Annotated in this window: 23 protein-coding genes, 1 tRNA gene and 1 pseudogene; 16 read left to right on the forward strand and 9 right to left on the reverse strand. The window is 59.3% G+C overall.

Translation table 11 applies throughout. The features are described 5' to 3' along the window. Window positions 1-208 (forward strand): hypothetical protein (locus WAO69_RS03785; protein WP_422176716.1); only part of this gene is annotated, 208 nt, incomplete at its 5' end. Window positions 209-258: 50 nt separating this feature from the next. Here WAO69_RS03785 and WAO69_RS03790 read toward each other — a convergent pair. Next, window positions 259-342, reverse strand: a tRNA-Tyr gene (locus WAO69_RS03790). Between the two features lie 124 nt (window positions 343-466). Here WAO69_RS03790 and rlmB point away from each other — a divergent pair. From rlmB to WAO69_RS03810, 4 genes are all read left to right on the forward strand, one after another. Continuing rightward, entirely contained in the window at window positions 467-1,234 is a 768-nt protein-coding gene (gene rlmB, locus WAO69_RS03795) for a 23S rRNA (guanosine(2251)-2'-O)-methyltransferase RlmB (RefSeq protein ID WP_422176717.1), read from the forward strand. Window positions 1,235-1,246: 12 nt separating this feature from the next. Continuing rightward, window positions 1,247-1,558, forward strand: a complete 312-nt coding sequence (locus WAO69_RS03800; protein WP_422176775.1) for a hypothetical protein — start codon at window positions 1,247-1,249, stop codon at window positions 1,556-1,558. A gap of 109 nt (window positions 1,559-1,667) precedes the next feature. Continuing rightward, on the forward strand, window positions 1,668-2,123 hold the full coding sequence (locus WAO69_RS03805) for a YHS domain-containing (seleno)protein (RefSeq protein ID WP_422176718.1): 456 nt from the start codon (window positions 1,668-1,670) through the stop codon (window positions 2,121-2,123). A 209-nt stretch (window positions 2,124-2,332) separates the two neighbouring features. Continuing rightward, a complete protein-coding gene (locus WAO69_RS03810) occupies window positions 2,333-2,803 on the forward strand; it encodes a CoA-binding protein (RefSeq protein ID WP_422176719.1) in 471 nt (156 codons plus the stop codon). A gap of 49 nt (window positions 2,804-2,852) precedes the next feature. Here the strand turns inward: WAO69_RS03810 and WAO69_RS03815 are convergent, their stop codons facing one another. The 3 genes from WAO69_RS03815 to hisA all read right to left on the reverse strand — a co-directional run bounded on the left by WAO69_RS03815 (window position 2,853) and on the right by hisA (window position 4,735). Then, a complete protein-coding gene (locus WAO69_RS03815; RefSeq protein ID WP_422176720.1) occupies window positions 2,853-3,161 on the reverse strand; it encodes a phosphoribosyl-ATP diphosphatase in 309 nt (102 codons plus the stop codon). Continuing rightward, a complete protein-coding gene (gene hisF, locus WAO69_RS03820; protein WP_422176721.1) occupies window positions 3,158-3,919 on the reverse strand; it encodes an imidazole glycerol phosphate synthase subunit HisF in 762 nt (253 codons plus the stop codon). Before hisF ends, WAO69_RS03815 begins: the two co-directional genes overlap by 4 nt. A gap of 96 nt (window positions 3,920-4,015) precedes the next feature. Continuing rightward, entirely contained in the window at window positions 4,016-4,735 is a 720-nt protein-coding gene (gene hisA, locus WAO69_RS03825) for a 1-(5-phosphoribosyl)-5-[(5-phosphoribosylamino)methylideneamino]imidazole-4-carboxamide isomerase (protein ID WP_422176722.1), read from the reverse strand. Between the two features lie 137 nt (window positions 4,736-4,872). On the opposite strand from hisA, the gene WAO69_RS03830 reads away from it, so the two are divergent. Further along, entirely contained in the window at window positions 4,873-5,259 is a 387-nt protein-coding gene (locus WAO69_RS03830) for a DUF2147 domain-containing protein (RefSeq protein ID WP_422176723.1), read from the forward strand. On the opposite strand, the gene hisH is transcribed toward WAO69_RS03830, so the two are convergent. Then, window positions 5,256-5,894 (reverse strand): imidazole glycerol phosphate synthase subunit HisH, encoded by a 639-nt coding sequence (hisH, locus tag WAO69_RS03835; protein WP_422176724.1) that lies wholly within the window; start codon window positions 5,892-5,894, stop codon window positions 5,256-5,258. The two genes, WAO69_RS03830 and hisH, sit on opposite strands and share 4 nt — an antisense overlap. 5 nt (window positions 5,895-5,899) lie before the next feature. Continuing rightward, on the reverse strand, window positions 5,900-6,487 hold the full coding sequence (gene hisB / locus WAO69_RS03840) for an imidazoleglycerol-phosphate dehydratase HisB (RefSeq protein WP_422176725.1): 588 nt from the start codon (window positions 6,485-6,487) through the stop codon (window positions 5,900-5,902). A gap of 165 nt (window positions 6,488-6,652) precedes the next feature. On the opposite strand from hisB, the gene WAO69_RS03845 reads away from it, so the two are divergent. The 4 genes from WAO69_RS03845 to WAO69_RS03860 all read left to right on the forward strand — a co-directional run bounded on the left by WAO69_RS03845 (window position 6,653) and on the right by WAO69_RS03860 (window position 9,373). Continuing rightward, window positions 6,653-6,892 carry an Lrp/AsnC ligand binding domain-containing protein gene (locus tag WAO69_RS03845; RefSeq protein ID WP_422176726.1) on the forward strand — a complete coding sequence of 80 codons (240 nt, stop codon included), beginning with the start codon at window positions 6,653-6,655 and terminating at the stop codon, window positions 6,890-6,892. Between the two features lie 170 nt (window positions 6,893-7,062). After that, window positions 7,063-7,761 carry an ABC transporter permease gene (locus WAO69_RS03850; protein ID WP_422176727.1) on the forward strand — a complete coding sequence of 233 codons (699 nt, stop codon included), beginning with the start codon at window positions 7,063-7,065 and terminating at the stop codon, window positions 7,759-7,761. Next, complete coding sequence (locus tag WAO69_RS03855; protein ID WP_422176728.1) at window positions 7,754-8,548, forward strand: ATP-binding cassette domain-containing protein; 795 nt, start codon at window positions 7,754-7,756, stop codon at window positions 8,546-8,548. The genes WAO69_RS03850 and WAO69_RS03855 overlap by 8 nt, the downstream gene beginning before the upstream one ends. A 12-nt stretch (window positions 8,549-8,560) precedes the next feature. Beyond that, the gene (locus WAO69_RS03860) at window positions 8,561-9,373 is read left to right on the forward strand and encodes a substrate-binding domain-containing protein (protein WP_422176729.1); all 813 of its coding nucleotides are present in this window, start codon (window positions 8,561-8,563) and stop codon (window positions 9,371-9,373) included. Window positions 9,374-9,424: 51 nt separating this feature from the next. On the opposite strand, the gene WAO69_RS03865 is transcribed toward WAO69_RS03860, so the two are convergent. Beyond that, entirely contained in the window at window positions 9,425-10,291 is an 867-nt protein-coding gene (locus WAO69_RS03865; protein ID WP_422176730.1) for a substrate-binding domain-containing protein, read from the reverse strand. 67 nt (window positions 10,292-10,358) lie between these two features. Next, the gene (locus WAO69_RS03870; protein ID WP_422176731.1) at window positions 10,359-11,309 is read right to left on the reverse strand and encodes a zinc ABC transporter substrate-binding protein; all 951 of its coding nucleotides are present in this window, start codon (window positions 11,307-11,309) and stop codon (window positions 10,359-10,361) included. 98 nt (window positions 11,310-11,407) lie between these two features. Between WAO69_RS03870 and WAO69_RS03875 the strand changes: the two genes are divergently transcribed. The 6 genes and pseudogenes from WAO69_RS03875 (at window position 11,408) to preA (ending at window position 17,235) form a co-directional block, all read left to right on the forward strand. Next, complete coding sequence (locus WAO69_RS03875) at window positions 11,408-11,887, forward strand: transcriptional repressor (protein ID WP_422176732.1); 480 nt, start codon at window positions 11,408-11,410, stop codon at window positions 11,885-11,887. Next, window positions 11,884-12,627 (forward strand): ATP-binding cassette domain-containing protein, encoded by a 744-nt coding sequence (locus WAO69_RS03880; RefSeq protein WP_422176733.1) that lies wholly within the window; start codon window positions 11,884-11,886, stop codon window positions 12,625-12,627. Before WAO69_RS03875 ends, WAO69_RS03880 begins: the two co-directional genes overlap by 4 nt. Beyond that, window positions 12,627-13,428: pseudogene (locus WAO69_RS03885) on the forward strand (metal ABC transporter permease). Before WAO69_RS03880 ends, WAO69_RS03885 begins: the two are co-directional and overlap by 1 nt. 137 nt (window positions 13,429-13,565) lie before the next feature. Then, window positions 13,566-14,915 carry an NAD(P)-dependent oxidoreductase gene (locus WAO69_RS03890; protein WP_422176734.1) on the forward strand — a complete coding sequence of 450 codons (1,350 nt, stop codon included), beginning with the start codon at window positions 13,566-13,568 and terminating at the stop codon, window positions 14,913-14,915. A gap of 52 nt (window positions 14,916-14,967) precedes the next feature. Then, window positions 14,968-15,879 (forward strand): sulfotransferase family protein, encoded by a 912-nt coding sequence (locus WAO69_RS03895; protein ID WP_422176735.1) that lies wholly within the window; start codon window positions 14,968-14,970, stop codon window positions 15,877-15,879. Between the two features lie 51 nt (window positions 15,880-15,930). Continuing rightward, window positions 15,931-17,235: an NAD-dependent dihydropyrimidine dehydrogenase subunit PreA gene (preA, locus tag WAO69_RS03900; RefSeq protein ID WP_422176736.1), complete on the forward strand. Its 1,305-nt coding sequence runs from the start codon at window positions 15,931-15,933 to the stop codon at window positions 17,233-17,235. 129 nt (window positions 17,236-17,364) lie between these two features. Here the strand turns inward: preA and WAO69_RS03905 are convergent, their stop codons facing one another. Further along, window positions 17,365-17,973, reverse strand: a complete 609-nt coding sequence (locus tag WAO69_RS03905; protein ID WP_422176737.1) for a TetR family transcriptional regulator C-terminal domain-containing protein — start codon at window positions 17,971-17,973, stop codon at window positions 17,365-17,367. Window positions 17,974-18,053: the final 80 nt, after the last annotated feature.

The raw sequence follows: 18,053 nt of genomic DNA on the forward strand, positions 1-18,053 counted from the left end.
AAGCTATCTGATCCCCAAGACAGAGCCTGCGCGTTTTTGGGGATCAGGCGCAGCATGCGGGAGCGCTGCTGAGTCCGCTGGCGAACGCACATGGCGACGAGATTTCTTGGCAGATTCTATGCAAGAGGTATCGGTCCAGGGGATGCGCATCCCGATAGATATTTTTCGGGTTTTGGTGAAGACAAAGAGATTGATCGCAACCACCTGAAAAAACGGGATAAACAGAGCCATATCGCTCTGGTTTTTGCGAGGAGAAAGTGGTGGGCGACCCTGGAATCGAACCAGGCGTGCGTCTCCGCGAGGGAGTTACAGTCCCCTGCCACACCTTGCGGCCTGTCGCCCAACCGTTCTTGCGCATTGCGCTGAACGTGCCGGCGTGATTACAAGCGCGCCCAAGGGCCGTCAACCGTTAAATCCCATCCGATCGGATGTGTTTCAACGCGCACAGAACAGGGACGCAAAACCCATGAAAAAACCCAAATGGGTCGTCGAGAAGGAACAGGCCAAAAAAGCCAGTTCCGCGCTTACAGTCTGGCTGTTTGGCTTGCATGCAGTGCGCGATGCGCTGGGCAATCCCAACCGCGAAAAGCTGCGCCTGATCGTGACGCAGAACGCCCATGCCAAACTGGCGGATGCCATCGAGGCGTCAGGGATTGCACCCGAGATTGTGGAACCGCGCAAATTCGCAGCCCCGCTTGATCCGGGCTCGGTTCATCAGGGGGCCGCTCTTGAGGTCAAGCCGCTGGAATGGGGCACCTTGGAGGATCGTTGTTTTGCTGCCCATCGCGTGCTGCTGTTGGACCGGGTGACGGATCCGCATAATGTCGGGGCCATTTTGCGCTCGGCCGAAGTGCTGGGCGCTCAGGCAGTGATCGGCACGCGTCATCATTCTGCGCCCGAGACTGGCGCGCTGGCCAAATCGGCAAGCGGCGCATTGGAGCGACAACCCTATCTGAGGGTCCGCAACCTGGCGGATGCGATCACCGATCTGCAACGGATCGGTTTCATCGTTTTGGGGCTGGATGGAGATGCGGAAGAGACAATCGAAACTGCCTTGTCTGGCCTGAGCGATCGTCCGGTTGCGTTGGTTCTGGGGGCCGAAGGCCCTGGTTTGCGCCAAAAAACTCGTGAAACGGTCGACAAGCTGGTGAAAATTGACGCGGCGGGCGGATTTGGCTCACTCAACGTCTCAAATGCTGCAGCGGTTGCCCTATATGCCTCTTTGAAGGCGTAACGGGAGGCTGTCATCGGCTATTCAACAAAGATCGCGACCTGCTGTTATTGCGGCACGCGCGCGGCTCTGGTTCTGAAGGGCCAGGACCGGCATGAATTGGCGTGTTCGTCCTGCGGTGCGCCCCTTCATGACATGAAAATGCTGCGCAAGGACCGCGAAGGCCCGCGTGAGCTGGTACCAACCAGCCGTGTGCGCGCGCCACAGCCTGCGAAACCCGGGAAGATGGCCCCTCCCAAACCCGTCAAACGAAAAAAGCGGCGCAAAGGCTTCATGAGCAAACTGTTTGAAGAAGCTTTTGATGTGATCGAGGACATCTTTGACTGAAATGAATGTCACGGGCGCGGGTGCGGTCTTCACATCGCCGTGCGGGGGCTGGTCATAAGCGGCAGCACAGGTCACATTTGCAACGTGCCGCGTTGCTGGAGGTGTACTGATGTTTTCTCGCCGTAGTTTTGTGCTCTCGCTGAGTGCTGCTTGTTCCATTGGGGCGGCATCAAGGGTCTTTGCCGAACAGCCTCGGTTCTTTACCCGCAACGGGGCGGTGATCGGCGGGTATGATGTGGTGGCCTATTTCACCGAAGGCAAACCGGTGATGGGCGACAGCGCCCATTCCGTGATGTGGCAAGGTGGGACCTGGCTGTTCAGCACAGCGCAGAACCGCGAACGGTTCGAGATGAACCCCAGGGCCTATGCCCCTCAGTATGGCGGCTATTGCGCCTATGCGGTCGCGCGCGGTTACACCGCCAAGGTCGAACCCGAAGCCTGGCGGGTTGTCGATGATAAACTGTATCTCAACTATTCGCGCGCTGTCAGAGCGCTCTGGGCGGCCAATATTCCGGGCAACATTGCCAAGGGCGATGAGAATTGGCCTGCGGTGCTGAAGAAATAGTCAGGCAGGAATCCGCCTGATCTGCGCATCAATCTGTTCACGCTCGCGCGAGAGCCCCTTTTCAGTGCCAAAACCGTGCCTATCTATCGGTCATGACACAGAGTTCGGAACCTCTGCGGTCAATTCACTGTCCCTCGTTCCGTCACTGGCGCTCAAGGATTTATCCTTGAGCGCTTTTTTCTTTGAGAACTCCGGGATAGAGTCAGCGAATGACATCCTATTCCGAAGACCTGTTGCGCAAGATCCTGCGCGAGACGAAAACCGTCGCGATGGTGGGCGTTTCCATGAACCCCGTGCGCCCAAGCTATTTCGTGGCGCGATATCTTGATTTGAAGGGTTTCGACATCATCCCCGTCAATCCCATGCACGCCGGAGAGCGGATTTTCGGCAAGGAGGTCCTTGCCAGCCTGTCCGACATTTCGCGGCCTGTGGACATGGTGGACATTTTTCGGCGCTCTGAAGCCGTCCCTGACATCGTCGAAGAAGCCTTGGGCTCCCTGACCGGGCTGAAAACAATCTGGATGCAGATCGGCGTGGAACATCAGCAGGCCGCACAGCGCGCGCAGGCGCAGGGTGTGAACGTCATCCAGAACCGCTGCCCGAAGATCGAGTATCAGCGCTTGTTTGGTGAGCTGCGCATGGGCGGCTTTGCGACCGGCGTGATTTCGTCAAAGCTCTGACCCTCCGGGCCGGGTAGGGCGGTTCCAAACGACCTGGCAGGGCGTTTTCTTATCGGCTGGCTTTTTCGTCGATCCCCGAGGTTCCGTGTCGGCGGGCCAGTTCATCCAGCACATCCTGCAGCGTGACATCGCGTGCAGCCAACATGACCAGCAGGTGATAGAGCACATCTGCCGCTTCGCTTGTCAGCCGCGTCTTGTCGCCCTTGATGGCCTCGATAATGGCCTCGATGGCTTCTTCGCCAAACTTTTCGGCGCATTTCTCCGGCCCCTTGGCCAGCAGCTTGGCGGTCCAGCTGCTGTCCGGATCGGCAGATTTTCGAGCCTCGATCGTGGCGGCAAGGATGTCGAGCGCGTTCATGTCAGCCTCATGGGGATGCCCGCGGCTGCCATGTGTTCCTTGGCTTCGCGGATCGTGAAATCACCGAAATGGAAGATCGATGCGGCCAGTACGGCGCTTGCGCCACCCTGTGTCACCCCTTCGACCAGATGATCCAGAGTGCCCACACCGCCCGAGGCGATGACCGGCACGTTTACCGCATCTGAAATGGCCCGTGTCAGCGGCAGGTTGAAGCCCGCGCGCGTGCCGTCCCGGTCCATGGATGTCAGCAGGATCTCTCCGGCACCTTTCGCAGCCACGGTGCGTGCAAACTCCACGGCATCAATGCCTGTGGGCCTGCGCCCGCCATGCGTGAAGATCTCCCATTTGCCGGGGCTGACCGTCTTGGCATCTATCGCGCAAACGATGCATTGGCTGCCGAACTGGTCTGCCGCTTCGGCGATCACGTTCGGGTTGGCGACCGCGGCCGAGTTGAAACTGACCTTGTCGGCTCCGGCCAGCAGCAGGTCGCGCACATCTTCTTTGGTACGCACGCCACCACCCACCGTAAGAGGGATGTAACATTGCTCGGCCGTACGACTGACCACGTCATACATCGTGCCGCGGTTTTCATGGGTCGCGTGAATATCGAGAAAACACAATTCATCCGCGCCCGCCGCATCATAGGCGCGGGCAGATTCCACAGGATCACCGGCGTCGATCAGGTCAACGAAGTTCACGCCTTTGACGACACGCCCGTCGGCGACATCTAGGCAGGGGATGATGCGGGTTTTCAGCATGCAATTGGTTATGGACCGGATTGAAGGAAGGGGGAAGGGGGCGTTGGCCGCGTTGCACGGCCTGTCGCGCAGCCCGCAAGAAACACGCGCGCAGGCTTAGGAGGCCAGCGCCTTGAGGGCGGCACCCAGATCAATCGCCCCATCATAGAGCGCGCGTCCCGAGATCGCGCCCGAGATGACGCCGGTGTCGCGCAACAAGATCAGATCCTGAAGCGAAGACACGCCGCCCGAGGCAATGACCGGGATAGTGACTGCTCGGGCAAGATCGGCTGTGGCCTCGATATTGGGGCCCTGCATCGCGCCGTCGCGGTTGATGTCCGTATAGATGATCGCGGCCACCCCTGCGTCCTCGAAGGATTTTGCAAGATCGGTGACCATCACGTTTGTTTCTTCGGCCCAGCCTTTGGTTGCGACGCGACCGTTTCGTGCGTCTATGCCCACAGCGATTTTTCCCGGAAACGCGCGTGCGGCCTCACGAACCAGATCGGGGTTCTCGACGGCGACTGTGCCAAGGATGACGCGGGCAAGCCCCTTGTCGATCCAGGCCTCGATCGTGGCCATGTCCCTGATACCCCCGCCTAGCTGAGCGGGCGTATCGGTTGCTTTGAGAATGGCCTCGACCGGGGCCGCGTTGACCGGTGTGCCGGCAAAGGCACCGTTCAGATCGACCAGATGCAGCCATTCGCAACCGGCCTGAACAAACGCCATGGCTTGTGCGGCTGGATCGTCGTTGAACACGGTTGCTTGCTCCATCTCGCCGCGCACAAGGCGCACGGCTTGTCCGTCTTTGAGGTCGATGGCTGGGTAAAGGATCATGGCAAAGGCCTATATCTGCTGCTGGGCGCTGTTATGCATGGGTTGCGCCGGATTGCAACGTGGCGCGCGACGCAATGTCAGGCTTGCCTGCAGGGCTCGGCACGGGGCAAGGTGCAGGCAAAACGGGAGGAAATGAAATGAAACATATCGTTCTGAGTGCACTTGCAATGTTTGCACTTGCAGTACCCGCCAGCGCTGACCCGATATTGGGAACCTGGAAAACCCAACCTGATGACGGGTCCTATGCACATATCCAGATGGCCCCTTGCGGTGCGAACCTGTGCGGAAAGATCGCGCAAACATTCAACAGCGACGGTGAGTTCAACTCACCCAATATCGGCAAGACACTGGTGATCGACATGGTGTCAAATGGCGACGGCACCTATAGCGGCAAGGTCTGGCGACCTTCCAACGACAAGATCTATATCGGCAAGATGAATCTTGATGGGGATTCTCTGGCGCTGCGCGGGTGCGTGGCAGGCGGATTGATCTGTTCGAAGCAGACCTGGAGCCGCGTGAACTAAGGCCGCCAGTTCAGGAAGTTGGCAATCAGGCGCAGGCCGGTTGCCTGACTTTTTTCCGGGTGAAACTGGGTGCCGATGATCGTGTCGCGCCCGATGATCGCCGTGACATCGCCGCCGTAATCGACATGGGCGATGCGTTCGGACGCGGTTGTGACATGCATGTGGTAGGAGTGGACGAAGTAAGCGTGCTCGCCGCTTGTGATCCCCTCCAGAACCGGGTGCTTTTGCGTGATCACCAACTCGTTCCAGCCCATATGAGGCACTTTCAGCTTGGGATCATCGGGGGTGATACGCACAACGTCTCCGCCGATCCAGTCCAGACCCGGAGTGTCTTCATATTCATGCCCCTTGCTTGCCATCAACTGCATGCCGACACAGATGCCTAGAAAGGGGCGGCCCTTGTCTTCGACCGCTTCGCAGAGCGCATCATAGACGCCACCACGCGCACGCAGAGCAGCGGCGCAGGCTGGGAAAGCTCCGTCGCCCGGCAGGACGATCCGATCGGCGCGGGCCACCACATCCGCATCGGATGTCACGACCACCGTGCCCGCATCAGTTTCGCGCGCCATACGCTGAAACGCCTTTTCCGCCGAATGCAGATTGCCGCTTTCGTAATCGATGATCGCTGTCATCATCGGCGTTACAGCGCGCCCTTGGTCGAGGGGACTGCATCGGCCTTGCGCGGATCGGTTTCAACCGCGTCGCGCAGAGCCCGGGCGACCGCCTTGAATGCAGCCTCGGCGATGTGATGGCTGTTGATGCCATGCAGAGCGTCGATATGCAGCGTTATGCCTCCATGGGTCGAAAGCGCCTGAAAGAATTCGCGCACGAGTTCGGTATCGAACGTGCCAATCTTGGCGGTCGGCAGGTCTGCATTCCAAACGAGGAACGGACGCCCGGACAGATCCAGCGCGGCCCGCACCAGCGCGTCATCCATGGGCAGCAGACACGCGCCATATCGGCGAATCCCGCGCTTGTCGCCCAGAGCGGCCGTCAAAGCCTGGCCCAGTGCGATGCCCGTATCCTCGACCGTGTGGTGATCGTCGATATGCAGATCGCCCTGCGCCCGGATCGTCATGTCGATCAGTGAATGGCGCGCAAGCTGATCCAGCATATGGTCAAAGAACCCGACGCCGGTCTGGTTGTTATATACTCCGGTCCCGTCGAGATTGATCTCGACCGAGATATCGGTCTCTGCTGTCTTGCGAGTGATCCTGGCCTCACGCATGGGCATATTCCTTTGCGGTTCCCGGTGCTTATAGGGGTGTGCCGTGGGCGGTGAAAGCCCTTGGCGCATCTTTGGGCGGGCATTGTTGCGGCGTGGTCGCGGCGAGGGATTGCACCGCGCGGGTCTGCGTGTCAGCTTGGCGCTGTTCAGACAGATGAGGCTGCGATGACCACCTGCGTCTTTATTCAGATCCGCTGCAAGCCCGGCACGACCTACAAGGTCGCCGAAGACATTGCTCTGCGCGAAATTCATTCCGAGCTTTATTCAACGTCAGGCGAGTATGATCTGTTGATGAAGCTGTACATCCCCGAGGACCAGGATGTGGGCAAGTTCATCAATGATGAACTTTTGGGTATACCGGGAATCGAGCGGTCTTTGACCACGATAACCTTCAAAGTTTTCTGAACCCTCCCTCCAGCACATATATGCGCCGCTCTGAAGTGAACGCAGGCATCTGCGTCACCCGCGCATGGCTTGCCGGATGATTGATGTATTCGACATGCATCAGTTGACCTTTGGTGTTGTTTTCTGTCATTCATTACGCAGGATCGGAATTTCTGCGAAAGTTTGGCTGTATGATGGAGGTATTGCTCAGGGCAGGCGGTCTGATTGTCGGCTGGAATGACGATCTGTCGGAAATCGTAGCTCTGTCTCTCCAAGTCACGCTGAGTGCCGTGTTCATTTCCTGTCTGATCGGATTGCCGCTGGGCGCGGTTGTGGGCGCGTTTCGCTTTCCCGGACGCCGGGTGGCGATCTTGATGATGAATGTCCTCATGGGCCTGCCGCCCGTGGTGGTGGGGCTCATCGTTTACATGTTGTTATCGGCCTCTGGTCCGATGGGGGTGTTGGGGCTGCTCTACACCCCAACGGCGATGATCATTGCGCAGACCGTGTTGGTCACCCCCATCATCGCGGCCCTCAGTCGTCAGGTGGTTGAGGATCTGCATGAAGAATATGCCGAACAGTTTGCGTCTTTGGGTGTGGGGCCTGCTCAGCGCGTGATGGCGCTGTTGTGGGATGCACGGTTCAGCCTGCTGACGGTTGTTCTGGCCGGCTTTGGTCGCGCGGTGGCCGAGGTCGGGGCCGTGATGATTGTCGGGGGCAACATCAACCACGTAACGCGGGTGATGACGACGGCGATTGCCCTGGAAACTTCGCGCGGCGCTCTGGAACTGGCTTTGGCGCTTGGGCTTGTCTTGTTGCTTATCGCGCTGGTGGTGAACCTGATTGTCATGACCGTGCGCGGAACGGCGGTGAGGGCGGCCTATGCATGATCTTTCACCCATGTTGGTGGCCTCTGGCCCCACCGTTGTCGAAGGTGGGTTTTCGGTTCCGTTGATGGCCGCACGCGGGGTTTATTGCACCGTCAAGGGACAGCGCTTGCTGTCGGATATCGACCTGACGCTGCAGGCCGGTCGGCGCACGGTTATCCTGGGTCCGAACGGAGCTGGCAAAAGCCTGCTTTTGCGGCTTCTGCACGGATTGGTCCCGGTTTCGAGTGGTGAAATTCGTTGGCAGGGCAAGCCATTAGGGCGCAAAGCTCAGGCCGAGCAAGCTATGGTGTTTCAGCGCCCGATCATGTTGCGCCGCTCGGTTCTTGCCAATCTGCGATTTGCGCTCAAGGTGCGCGGATTTGTCGGCAGGGAGCGCGCACGCCGCGCCGAGCAGGCTCTGGATATGGCCGGGCTTGCCCATCTGGCGATGCGCCCCGCGCGCGTGTTGTCGGGCGGTGAACAACAAAGGCTGGCGATCGCACGCGCCTTGTCCTGCGGGCCTGAGATGCTGTTCCTTGACGAGCCGACGGCCAGCCTTGATCCGGCAGCCACAGGGCGGATCGAAGATCTGATCCTGCAGGCGCATGCCAGCGGTGTGACGATCGTGATGGTGACCCATGATCAGGGCCAGGCGCGCCGCGTCGCCGAAGATGTGGTTTTTTTGCAGGACGGCCGCATCAGCGAAGCCGGGCCAGCCAGCACGCTTTTGCACAACCCGAAATCCGACGCCGTGCGGGCATGGCTTGAGGGTCGTCTTTATGTCACCGGCGAAGACTTCAAAACATAGGAAGGAACGCACATGTTTAACCATATGAAATCGCTTGCTGTTGTAGCCCTTTTGCTGGCTCCGCTGCCAGCTTGGGCCGAAGATTTCATCTTGATGCAATCCACAACATCGACCCAGAATTCCGGTCTGTTCGATCATCTTTTACCGATCTTCACGGAAAAGACAGGGATCGAAGTTCGTGTTGTGGCCGTGGGGACCGGGCAGGCGATCCGGAATGCAGCCAATGGAGATGGAGATATCCTGTTCGTTCATGCCAAACAGGCCGAGGAAAAATTCGTAGCGGACGGGTTCGGCCTCGGGCGTGCTGATGTGATGTACAACGATTTCGTCATCGTTGGCCCAGCGGATGATCCTGCAGGCGTCGCAGGTCAGACGGATGCGACGGCCGCCTTGGCGCAGATCGCTGACAAGGGCGCGGTCTTTGCGTCACGCGGTGATGATTCTGGAACGCATAAAGCGGAATTGCGTCTCTGGGCGGTCTCTGGAACCGACCCGTCTGCTGGTGCTGGGACGTGGTATCGCGAGACAGGGTCCGGCATGGGGGCGACGCTCAATATTGCGGTTGGTATGGGGGCCTATGCCCTGACGGACAGGGCCACCTGGATATCGTTTGGAAACAAGGGCACGCACCGGATCGTTGTCGAAGGGGACGAGCGCCTGTTCAATCAATACGGTATCATCGTGGTCAATCCAGAAAAGCATGCTGCGGCCAAAGCCGAACTGGCCCAGCAGTTTGTCGATTGGATTTTGTCTGGCGAAGGGCAAGAGGCGATCGCCGCTTTCAAAGTGGATGGCCAGCAGCTTTTCTTTCCCAACGCAAAGTAAGAACTGCGCATGAAAACGGCCCGGTGGGTAACTCTGCCGGGCCTTATGTTTTCAGGGGGATACCCAGCGTACTTTACCCAAACTCTCCAGGTCATACCCGCCAAGGGATCGGGCTTTTTCGGCCAAGCCATCGCTTTTGAGGAAGGACAACAAAGCCTGCACGGATGGCTGGAAATAGGCGCGCCGATCAATCAGCAGGTCAAACTGTTCACTGACTTGGGGCGCAAAACTCAGGCCGTATTGCCGTGCGGCGGTTTCCAATCCAAAGCTGACATCCGCTTCGCCGCGCGCGACGGCTTGCGCGGCATCTGTCTCGGTGCGCGCGGGTGTGGATGAGAAATGCACCTCTGACATGTCGATGCCATGCGCAAGCTGGTCAAACAGGCTGCGCGCGCCTGCACCGGGTTGGCGCAGGATCACACGTTGACCGGCCAGGCAGTCCAGCCCGGCAACCGTATCGGTCAGGCTGTCGCGAAAAATCAGCCCCTGTTCGCGCTTTCCCATCGAGATCAGTACACAGTCGCGCAGGCCGCGAGAGGCCAGCGTGTTGATGTTCCAGCCATCGCCTTCCGGTATGTGCAGCCCGGTCAAAGCAGCCTCACCTGCGGCGAAGGCGTCCAGACCCGCCGCGCTGCCATCAAACAATGTCGCCAGACCGGCACCTGCTTCGCGCACGGCCCAGTCAAGCAAAGGATCATGCGAGCCTGCGAGGATAGGCGGGCGATCCTGGGTGGCAGCCGCCCCGCCGTCGATCCAGGCATGAATCTCATCGGCGGGGAAAAGCAGTTTACCGGTAATCCGCCGATGCGGGATCTCGTCCGCCGCGGCGAGGTCATAGACCTTACGTTCCTTGACGCGCAGCAGGTCTGCAACCTCACGCGTTGTCAGATAGGCCGTCGGGGCAGGGCTGGCGGGCATCAGACTCTCCGGTATGTCGCGCCAGCCAAACGTGCCCCTAACCTGGGCCTCTTTCAAGGGCTGTGGCCTAGTTCGCGCTGCATTCAGCCAAAGCATCTGCCATTTGCGAAAGCAGGGTCGTGTAAAGCGCAGGCCCCGGCTCGATCAGGGCACCGACCGGGTCGATCACCCCCACGCGGACATTGGCTTCTTCAAACACAGCGTTGATCAGCGTCGGGTTGAATTGTGGTTCGGCAAAAACGCAGGCGATGTTTTCGGATGCAACCATATCGCGCAGGGCCGCGATGCGCGCAGCTCCGGGGCTGGTGGCATCTCCCACCGAGATCGCGCCGCGGGTCTGGATGCCGAAACGTTGTTCGAAATATTGATACGCGTCGTGATAGACCACGAATGACACATCGCCCGCGGCCTGCAATTGCGCGGTGATCGTGGCTTGCAGATCAGCCAGAGTTGCCTTGCCGGCTTCTGCATTGGCCCGGTAGGTGACTGCGTTCTCCGGATCGGCCTGCGCGAGCGCTTCTGCCATGGCGTCCAGCCAGAGTTGAGCGTTCACCGGATCCAGCCAGGCATGGGGGTCTTCGGCACTGTGGTCATGGTCGTGATCATGGCTGTGACCGTGATCATGACTGTGGCCGTGGTCATGATCGTGCTTGTGAGTCTCCTTGATCTCGAACACCACCGAGTCGCGATAGGCAAAGTGCTGCGTGCCGCTGACAGAAAACAGGGCAATGGATGTCGCATCCTGCGCAAGTGATGCTTTGGCATCTTCCAGCCAGGGGGTAAGGTTCTCTCCGACCCAGAAGATAAGATCAGCTTCTTGCAGGGTCGCCGCATCCGAGGGCCGCAGCGCAAAGTCATGGGGCGAGGCACCGGGCGGCAGGATCAACTCTGGCGTGCCCACGCCCTGCATGACAATGGATGCAAGGGAATGGACCGGCGGAATATCAGTTGCCACCCGCGGGGCATCAGCCAGGGCCGGAGTTGCAAATCCAAGGGCGAGGAAAACGGCAGCGCGCATGATGTCTCCATAATTGTTATGTTATAACCATTTTCTCTGGGATAGTATAACTGTTACAGTGTATCAATCCCGAATTTCTGAACATTCACGGAGAGTTCATGTCGACCCTTGGATTTGAAAGCCACGACCATTCAGGCTGTATCGCTGAGAGTCTGTCGGCCTGTGAAAGCCATTGTGAAAGCAAGGGCTTGCGACTGACGCCGGTCCGTCGCCGCGTGCTTGAAATCCTGCTGGACGAGCACCGCGCCATGGGGGCTTACGACAATCTGGAACGTCTCAAAGCCGAAGGTCTGGGGTCGCAACCGCCGATCGCGTATCGCGCGCTGGATTTTCTGGTAGAGCATCGATTCGTCCACAAGATCGAGAGGTTGAACGCGTTCATCGCATGCGGCCATCCGGGCGAGCGTCACGCGCCGGCTTTCCTGATCTGCCGCAACTGCGATGCAGTGGCCGAAGCCCATACCGACCTTGCCGAAGGACGTCTGGGCGCAGTGGCGCGGGCCGCAGGCTTTGTGATCGAGCGCACCGTGGTCGAGGCCGAAGGGCTGTGCCCGCATTGTCAGGATGAAGCCGCGTGAGCCTGATTTCTGCCACTGGTCTGAGCGTGCGCGTGGGGGATGTGACCGCTTTGTCTGACGTGAATTTCACGATTTCCGCAGGAGAGATCGTGAAGATCGTTGGTCCGAACGGATCCGGAAAGTCGTCATTCCTGCGCGCGTTGATCGGAGCGGTCGCCCCTCTCAAGGGCACAGTCACGCGCCAGCCGAACCTCAGAATTGGTTACGTGCCGCAAAAGCTTGATATTGATGCTACTTTGCCCCTTACGGTGCGACGCTTCATGAGCTTGCCGCGCCGCCGTTCGGCATCCGAAATCGACGCAGCCTTGCGTGAAGCCGAGGTTGCCGGCCTGGCAGACCGACAGATGTCTGCCTTGTCCGGGGGGCAATTCCAACGTGTTCTTCTGGCGCGTGCCGTGATGGAAAAACCCGACATCCTGATCCTTGATGAAGCGACGCAGGGCCTTGATCAACCAGGATCTGCCGCGTTCTACCGCAAGATCGCCGATCTGCGCGATCGGCTCAACTGTGCGGTTCTCATGGTCAGCCATGAGCTTCATGTGGTCATGAGCACATCTGACCGGGTGATTTGTCTGAACGGTCATATCTGCTGTGAAGGCGCGCCAGATGTTGTCGCATCCGCCCCGGAATACCGGGCCTTGTTCGGGTCGGGGACAGGCGGTGCGCTGGCGCTTTATCGGCATGAGCACAGCCATTCCCATGATCACAGCCACAATCATCCTCACGAGGCTGCCGAATAATGCTGGACGATTTCCTGATCCGCGCGGCTTTGGCAGGCTTGGGCGTTGCTGTGGCAGCGGCACCACTGGGGTGTTTCGTGGTCTGGCGGCGCATGGCCTATTTCGGTGAAGCAACGGCCCATGCCGCCATTCTGGGTGTTGCCCTTTCACTGGCGCTGTCGATGTCGATCTTTGCCGGTACGCTGATTGCGGCATTGGTGATGGCGCTGACGATCAGCGGGCTGTCCCAGCGCACCTATGCGATGGACACGCTGCTTGGTGTGGTGGCCCATAGTTCTCTGGCGATCGGTCTGGTCGCGGTATCGCTGTTGGATGCTGTGCGCGTCGATCTGATGAGCTTCCTCTTCGGCGACATTCTGGCCGTATCAAGAAGCGATCTGGTCGTTATCTGGGGGGGGCGCGTTGATTGTTTCGCTGCTGGTCTTCTGGCGTTGGTCGGCATTGCTGACGTCGACGTTGAACACGGACCTGGCGACCGCTGCCGGGATTGATCCGCGCCGCGAGCAATTGATCCTGACCCTTGCGTTGGCGGTCACGGTCGCGGTCGCGATCAAGGTGGTGGGCGTTTTGTTGATCGGTGCTCTTTTGGTCATCCCGGCGGCCGCCGCGCGCCCGTTTTCACGCACGCCCGAAGTCATGGCCGGGCTGGCCATTCTGTTGGGAGCAGGGGCGGCGCTGGGTGGGTTGCGGCTGTCTTATCTCTATGACACGCCCGCCGGTCCGACGATTGTCTGTGTTCTGGCGCTGGGCTTTGTACTGACCAATCTGGCCGCGACGATGTCGCGCGCGCGCCGCGCATAATCCTGTCTTTGCCTGTTTTCCCGGCGCTTGGGGCGCGCGGTTTCAGTTTTTTACCAAATCAAAAATTTACCAATTGATAAAATTTTCGAATCTGGCAGTCTCCTTTCAAGTTCAACAAACCTTCAGGGAGACCCAGCATGGCGCAAGGTTCCATGATGCCCGGCATCCAGTCTGGGCGCCTGAGCGCAGAAGAACTGGCAGAGAATTTCGTCGATCTGCATGCCCCGTTTGCCCCGCATGAGGCAGCGGTCGCGGCGGATCGGTGTTACTTCTGCTATGATGCGCCTTGTGTGACAGCCTGTCCGACGGCAATCGACATTCCGTTGTTCATCCGCCAGATCCAGACGGATCAGCCGGAAAGCGCTGCCAAGACGATTTTTGATCAGAACATTCTTGGTGGCATGTGTGCGAGGGTCTGTCCGACGGAAACACTTTGCGAACAGGCCTGCGTGCGTGAAGCAGCCGAGGGCAAGCCGGTTGAAATCGGCCGTTTGCAGAGGTTTGCAACTGATACACTTATGGCTCAGGACGTGCATCCGTTCACACGGGCCGCTCCCAGTGGAAAGCGGATTGCGGTCGTGGGTGCAGGGCCTGCGGGTCTGGCCTGCGCCCACCGTCTGGCGATGCATGGCCATGACGTTGTCGTGCTGGAGTCGCGCCCCGCGCCCGGCGGTTTGAATGAATACGGGATCGCTGCGTATAAAGCCGTGGATGGCTTTGCGAAGGCCGAAGTGGATTGGCTGCTCAAGATTGGCGGGATCACGATCCAGACTGGCAAATCGCTTGGCGCTGATATGACTCTCGATTCGCTGAAATCTGAGTATGACGCCGTTTTCCTGTCCATCGGACTGGGGGGCGTGAACGCTCTGCGCGCCGATGGTGAGGACAAATCCGGTGTGAGCGATGCCGTCGCATTCATTGCCGAGTTGCGCCAGGCCAGCGATCTGACGCAACTTTCCGTCGGGCGAAACGTCGTGGTCATAGGCGGAGGCATGACGGCGGTCGATGTGGCGGTGCAGTCCAAGCTGCTTGGCGCGGAAAACGTGACCATCGCCTATCGCCGGGGGCGCGAAGCGATGAGCGCCAGCCGCTATGAGCAGGATCTGGCTGCCTCCAAAGGCGTCAAGCTGATGTTCCATGTTCAGCCGGTTGCCGTGCACGGAAACGGCGCGGCGGTCGAGGTTGAACTGGAGTACACAACCTCGCAGGATGGCAAGCTGACCGGAACAGGCGAGACCGTGCGTGTCGCGGCTGATCAGGTCTTCAAGGCCATCGGCCAGACGCTGCAGGGGGCCCCAGACGGGCTGACCTTGGATGGCGGCAAGATAAAGGTGGGCGCAACAGGGCGCACTGATCTGCACGGCGTCTGGGCTGGCGGAGATTGCGCCAGCGGCGGCGATGACCTGACAGTGACGGCTGTCGCTGAAGGGCGCGATGCGGCCGAAGACATCCACGCCTTCCTCAGCACATCCAAAGGAACCGAATAGGCGCAAGATGGAGGATTGCCCGACCTCTGATCGCAAATCCGCACCACCTTGCGTGATCGTCTACGGATCTCTCAGATCCGGAACGACGATGTTGCGCCTTATGCTCGACGGTCATCCCGAACTGACCTGCAGCGGAGAAAGCGATTTCCTGTTTGATCATTTGCGCTCCGATCCAAGCGGCTGCAGCTATGACATAAATGGTCTCAAGGCGGATTGGCTCTACCAGACAAGTGCGGTTACCTGGCCTGAAGGGCTGGATGGCACAGCCGCCCTGTTTGACATGGTTGACCAGCTATCCGATGGGCAGGGGCGGTCCGTGCTGATGCTGCATCGTCGCATGGACCTGGTGGCCAAGCATTTCCCCGGAATCCCGGTCATTCACCTTAATCGGGATCCTCGGGATGTCGCGCGATCATCAATCGGCATGGGCTGGGCGGGCAACGTCTATCATGGCTGTGATCACTGGGTTGAAAGCCAATCCGCTTGGGACAGGTTCCAGGCCGCCAATCACTCCAACCCGGTTCTCGAGCTTTCGTATGAAGACCTGGTTGCGGATCCGATCGCTGAACTCACACGGCTGTGCCAGTTTGTCTCGCTTGACTATGATCCGGCGATGCTCAGCTACCCGGCGCACAGCACGTATGATCCCCCGGACGCAGCTCTGGCCTTTCAATGGAAGCAAAAGCTGAGCACCCGGGAGATTGGCCTGATCGAAACACGCCTGGGTCCGATGCTTGCCGCTGCAGGTTATGAGCCCAGCGGCGTGCCCGCTGTCGCGGTCAAAGGTATCCTGGCGCTGAAGCTGGCGGTGCAGAACCGCATTGCCATCTGGCAGCGCATGGTCTCGCAGTTCGGGCTGACGGCTCCTGCTGCGCGCAGCATCGGGCGGCGATTTGGCCTGTCACGGGTTGAACGCTACGGCACGGTGAAAATCGGTGAAATGCAAACAAAATATGTGAAATGACACGTCCCCGGGGCGGCTGCGGGCTGTCCATATCTGAACGGAGGAAAGACAATGGCGAACCTTGAAACAGACTTCCTGGGCATCAAGAGCCCCAACCCGTTCTGGCTGGCTTCGGCCCCGCCCACGGACAAGGAATACAACGTGCGCCGCGCCTTTGAGGCCGGCTGGGGTGGTGTCGTCTGGAAGACGCTTGGCTCTGAAGGGCCGCCGATCGTCAATGTGAACGGGCCGCGTTATGGCGCGATTTATGGTGCGGATCGCAGAGTGCTCGGGCTCAACAACATCGAGTTGATTACCGACCGCCCGCTCGAGACCAACCTCGAAGAGATCGCCCGCGTCAAAGCCGATTACCCGGATCGTGCCATGATCGTCTCGATCATGGTGCCCTGCGAGGAAGCGGCCTGGAAAGCCATCCTGCCGCGCGTTGAAGAAACCGGCGCTGACGGGATCGAGCTGAATTTCGGCTGTCCCCATGGGATGAGCGAACGCGGCATGGGCGCTGCAGTGGGGCAGGTGCCTGAGTATATCGAAATGGTCACCCGTTGGTGCAAGCAGTATTATTCCAAGCCGGTGATCGTGAAGCTGACCCCCAATATCACAGATGTGCGTTATCCCGCCCGCGCGGCCCATAAAGGGGGTGCGGATGCGGTCTCGCTGATCAATACGATCAGTTCCATCATTTCGGTCAATCTCGATGACTTCAGCCCGGAGCCGTCGATTGACGGAAAAGGCTCCCATGGCGGCTATTGCGGCCCGGCGGTGAAACCGATCGCCATGAACATGGTGGCCGAAATCGCGCGCGATCCGGAAACCGCAGGGCTGCCGATCTCGGGCATCGGCGGCATCTCCACATGGCGCGATGCTGCCGAATTCATGAGCCTTGGCTGTGGAAATGTTCAGGTCTGCACGGCGGCCATGACCTACGGATTCCGCATCGTTGAAGAGATGACAGCGGGCCTGTCGCGATGGATGGACGAAAAGGGCTACACCCGTGTTGACGACTTTGTCGGTCGGGCTGTGCCCAATGTCACCGATTGGCAATATCTCAACCTCAACTATGTCACCAAGGCGCGTATTGATCAGGATGCCTGCATCAAATGCGGCCGCTGCTACGCAGCCTGTGAAGATACCTCCCACCAGGCGATTTCCATGTCGCCGGATCGGGTCTTCGAGGTGATCGATGGGGAATGCGTCGCCTGCAATCTCTGCGTGGATGTCTGCCCTGTCGAAAACTGCATCACCATGGAGCGCCTCGAAGCCGGCACTGTCGATCCGCGCACGGGTCAGACCGTTTCGGATGACTATGCCAACTGGACAATGCACCCAAACAACCCGATGGCGCGCGCCGCCGAATAGATCCCAAAAAGACGCGCTCTGTTTCGCGCCTGCCATCTGCGCAAGAAAAAGCATGGGGACTTTCCCCCATGTCTTCTTCTTGCACAAAATACGGCGGGGTTTGGGGCAGAGCCCCAAGACAAAAAAGGTTCAGGCCGGGGTGAGCAGGCGTCGATAGAGCGTTTCGATGAAATCCGGCGCGCCCTCGAACGGATCCTCCGAGCCCAGAACAGCACGGACCTGCACATCAAAATCGGCATAGTGCTGGGTCAGGGACCAGATCGAAAAAATCAGGTGATAGGGATGGACACGCGCAATGTGGCGCTCATCCATCCATTGGGTCAGAAGGGCGATCTTTTCATCGACCAGCGCTTTGAGATCACTGGATAAAACCGCATGTATGCGCGGTGCCCCCTGCAGGATTTCATTGGCGAAAAGCCGGCTTTCACGTGGATGCGTCCGGCTGATCTCCAGTTTTCGGGCCACGTAGGCAAGCACCTCTTCCAGCGGATCGCCATCCGGGTCCAGTTCGCGCAGCGGATCCAGCCAGGTATCCAGCATGCGTTCCAGAAGATGGGCGTGAATCGCTTCCTTGGTCGGGAAGTAATACAGCAGGTTTGGCTTGGACAGACCCGCCGCGCTGGCGATCTGATCAACGGTCGCGCCGCGAAACCCATGGGTCGAAAACATGTCCAGAGCAGCGTCCAGAATGACGGCCCTGTTCTTTTTCTGGATCCGCGTGGGCGCGGCTGTGTTCATTGCCTAACTTTCCGTCGCTCGCGTGTTCAGGGTGTCAGTTTGTGCGACCGATGAGGGCGCAAAATCTTGACTGGCAGAGC

Origin of the sequence: Aestuariivita sp. (assembly GCF_049276915.1) — a bacterium.
In the GTDB taxonomy this organism is placed as follows: Bacteria; Pseudomonadota; Alphaproteobacteria; order Rhodobacterales; family Rhodobacteraceae; genus Aestuariivita.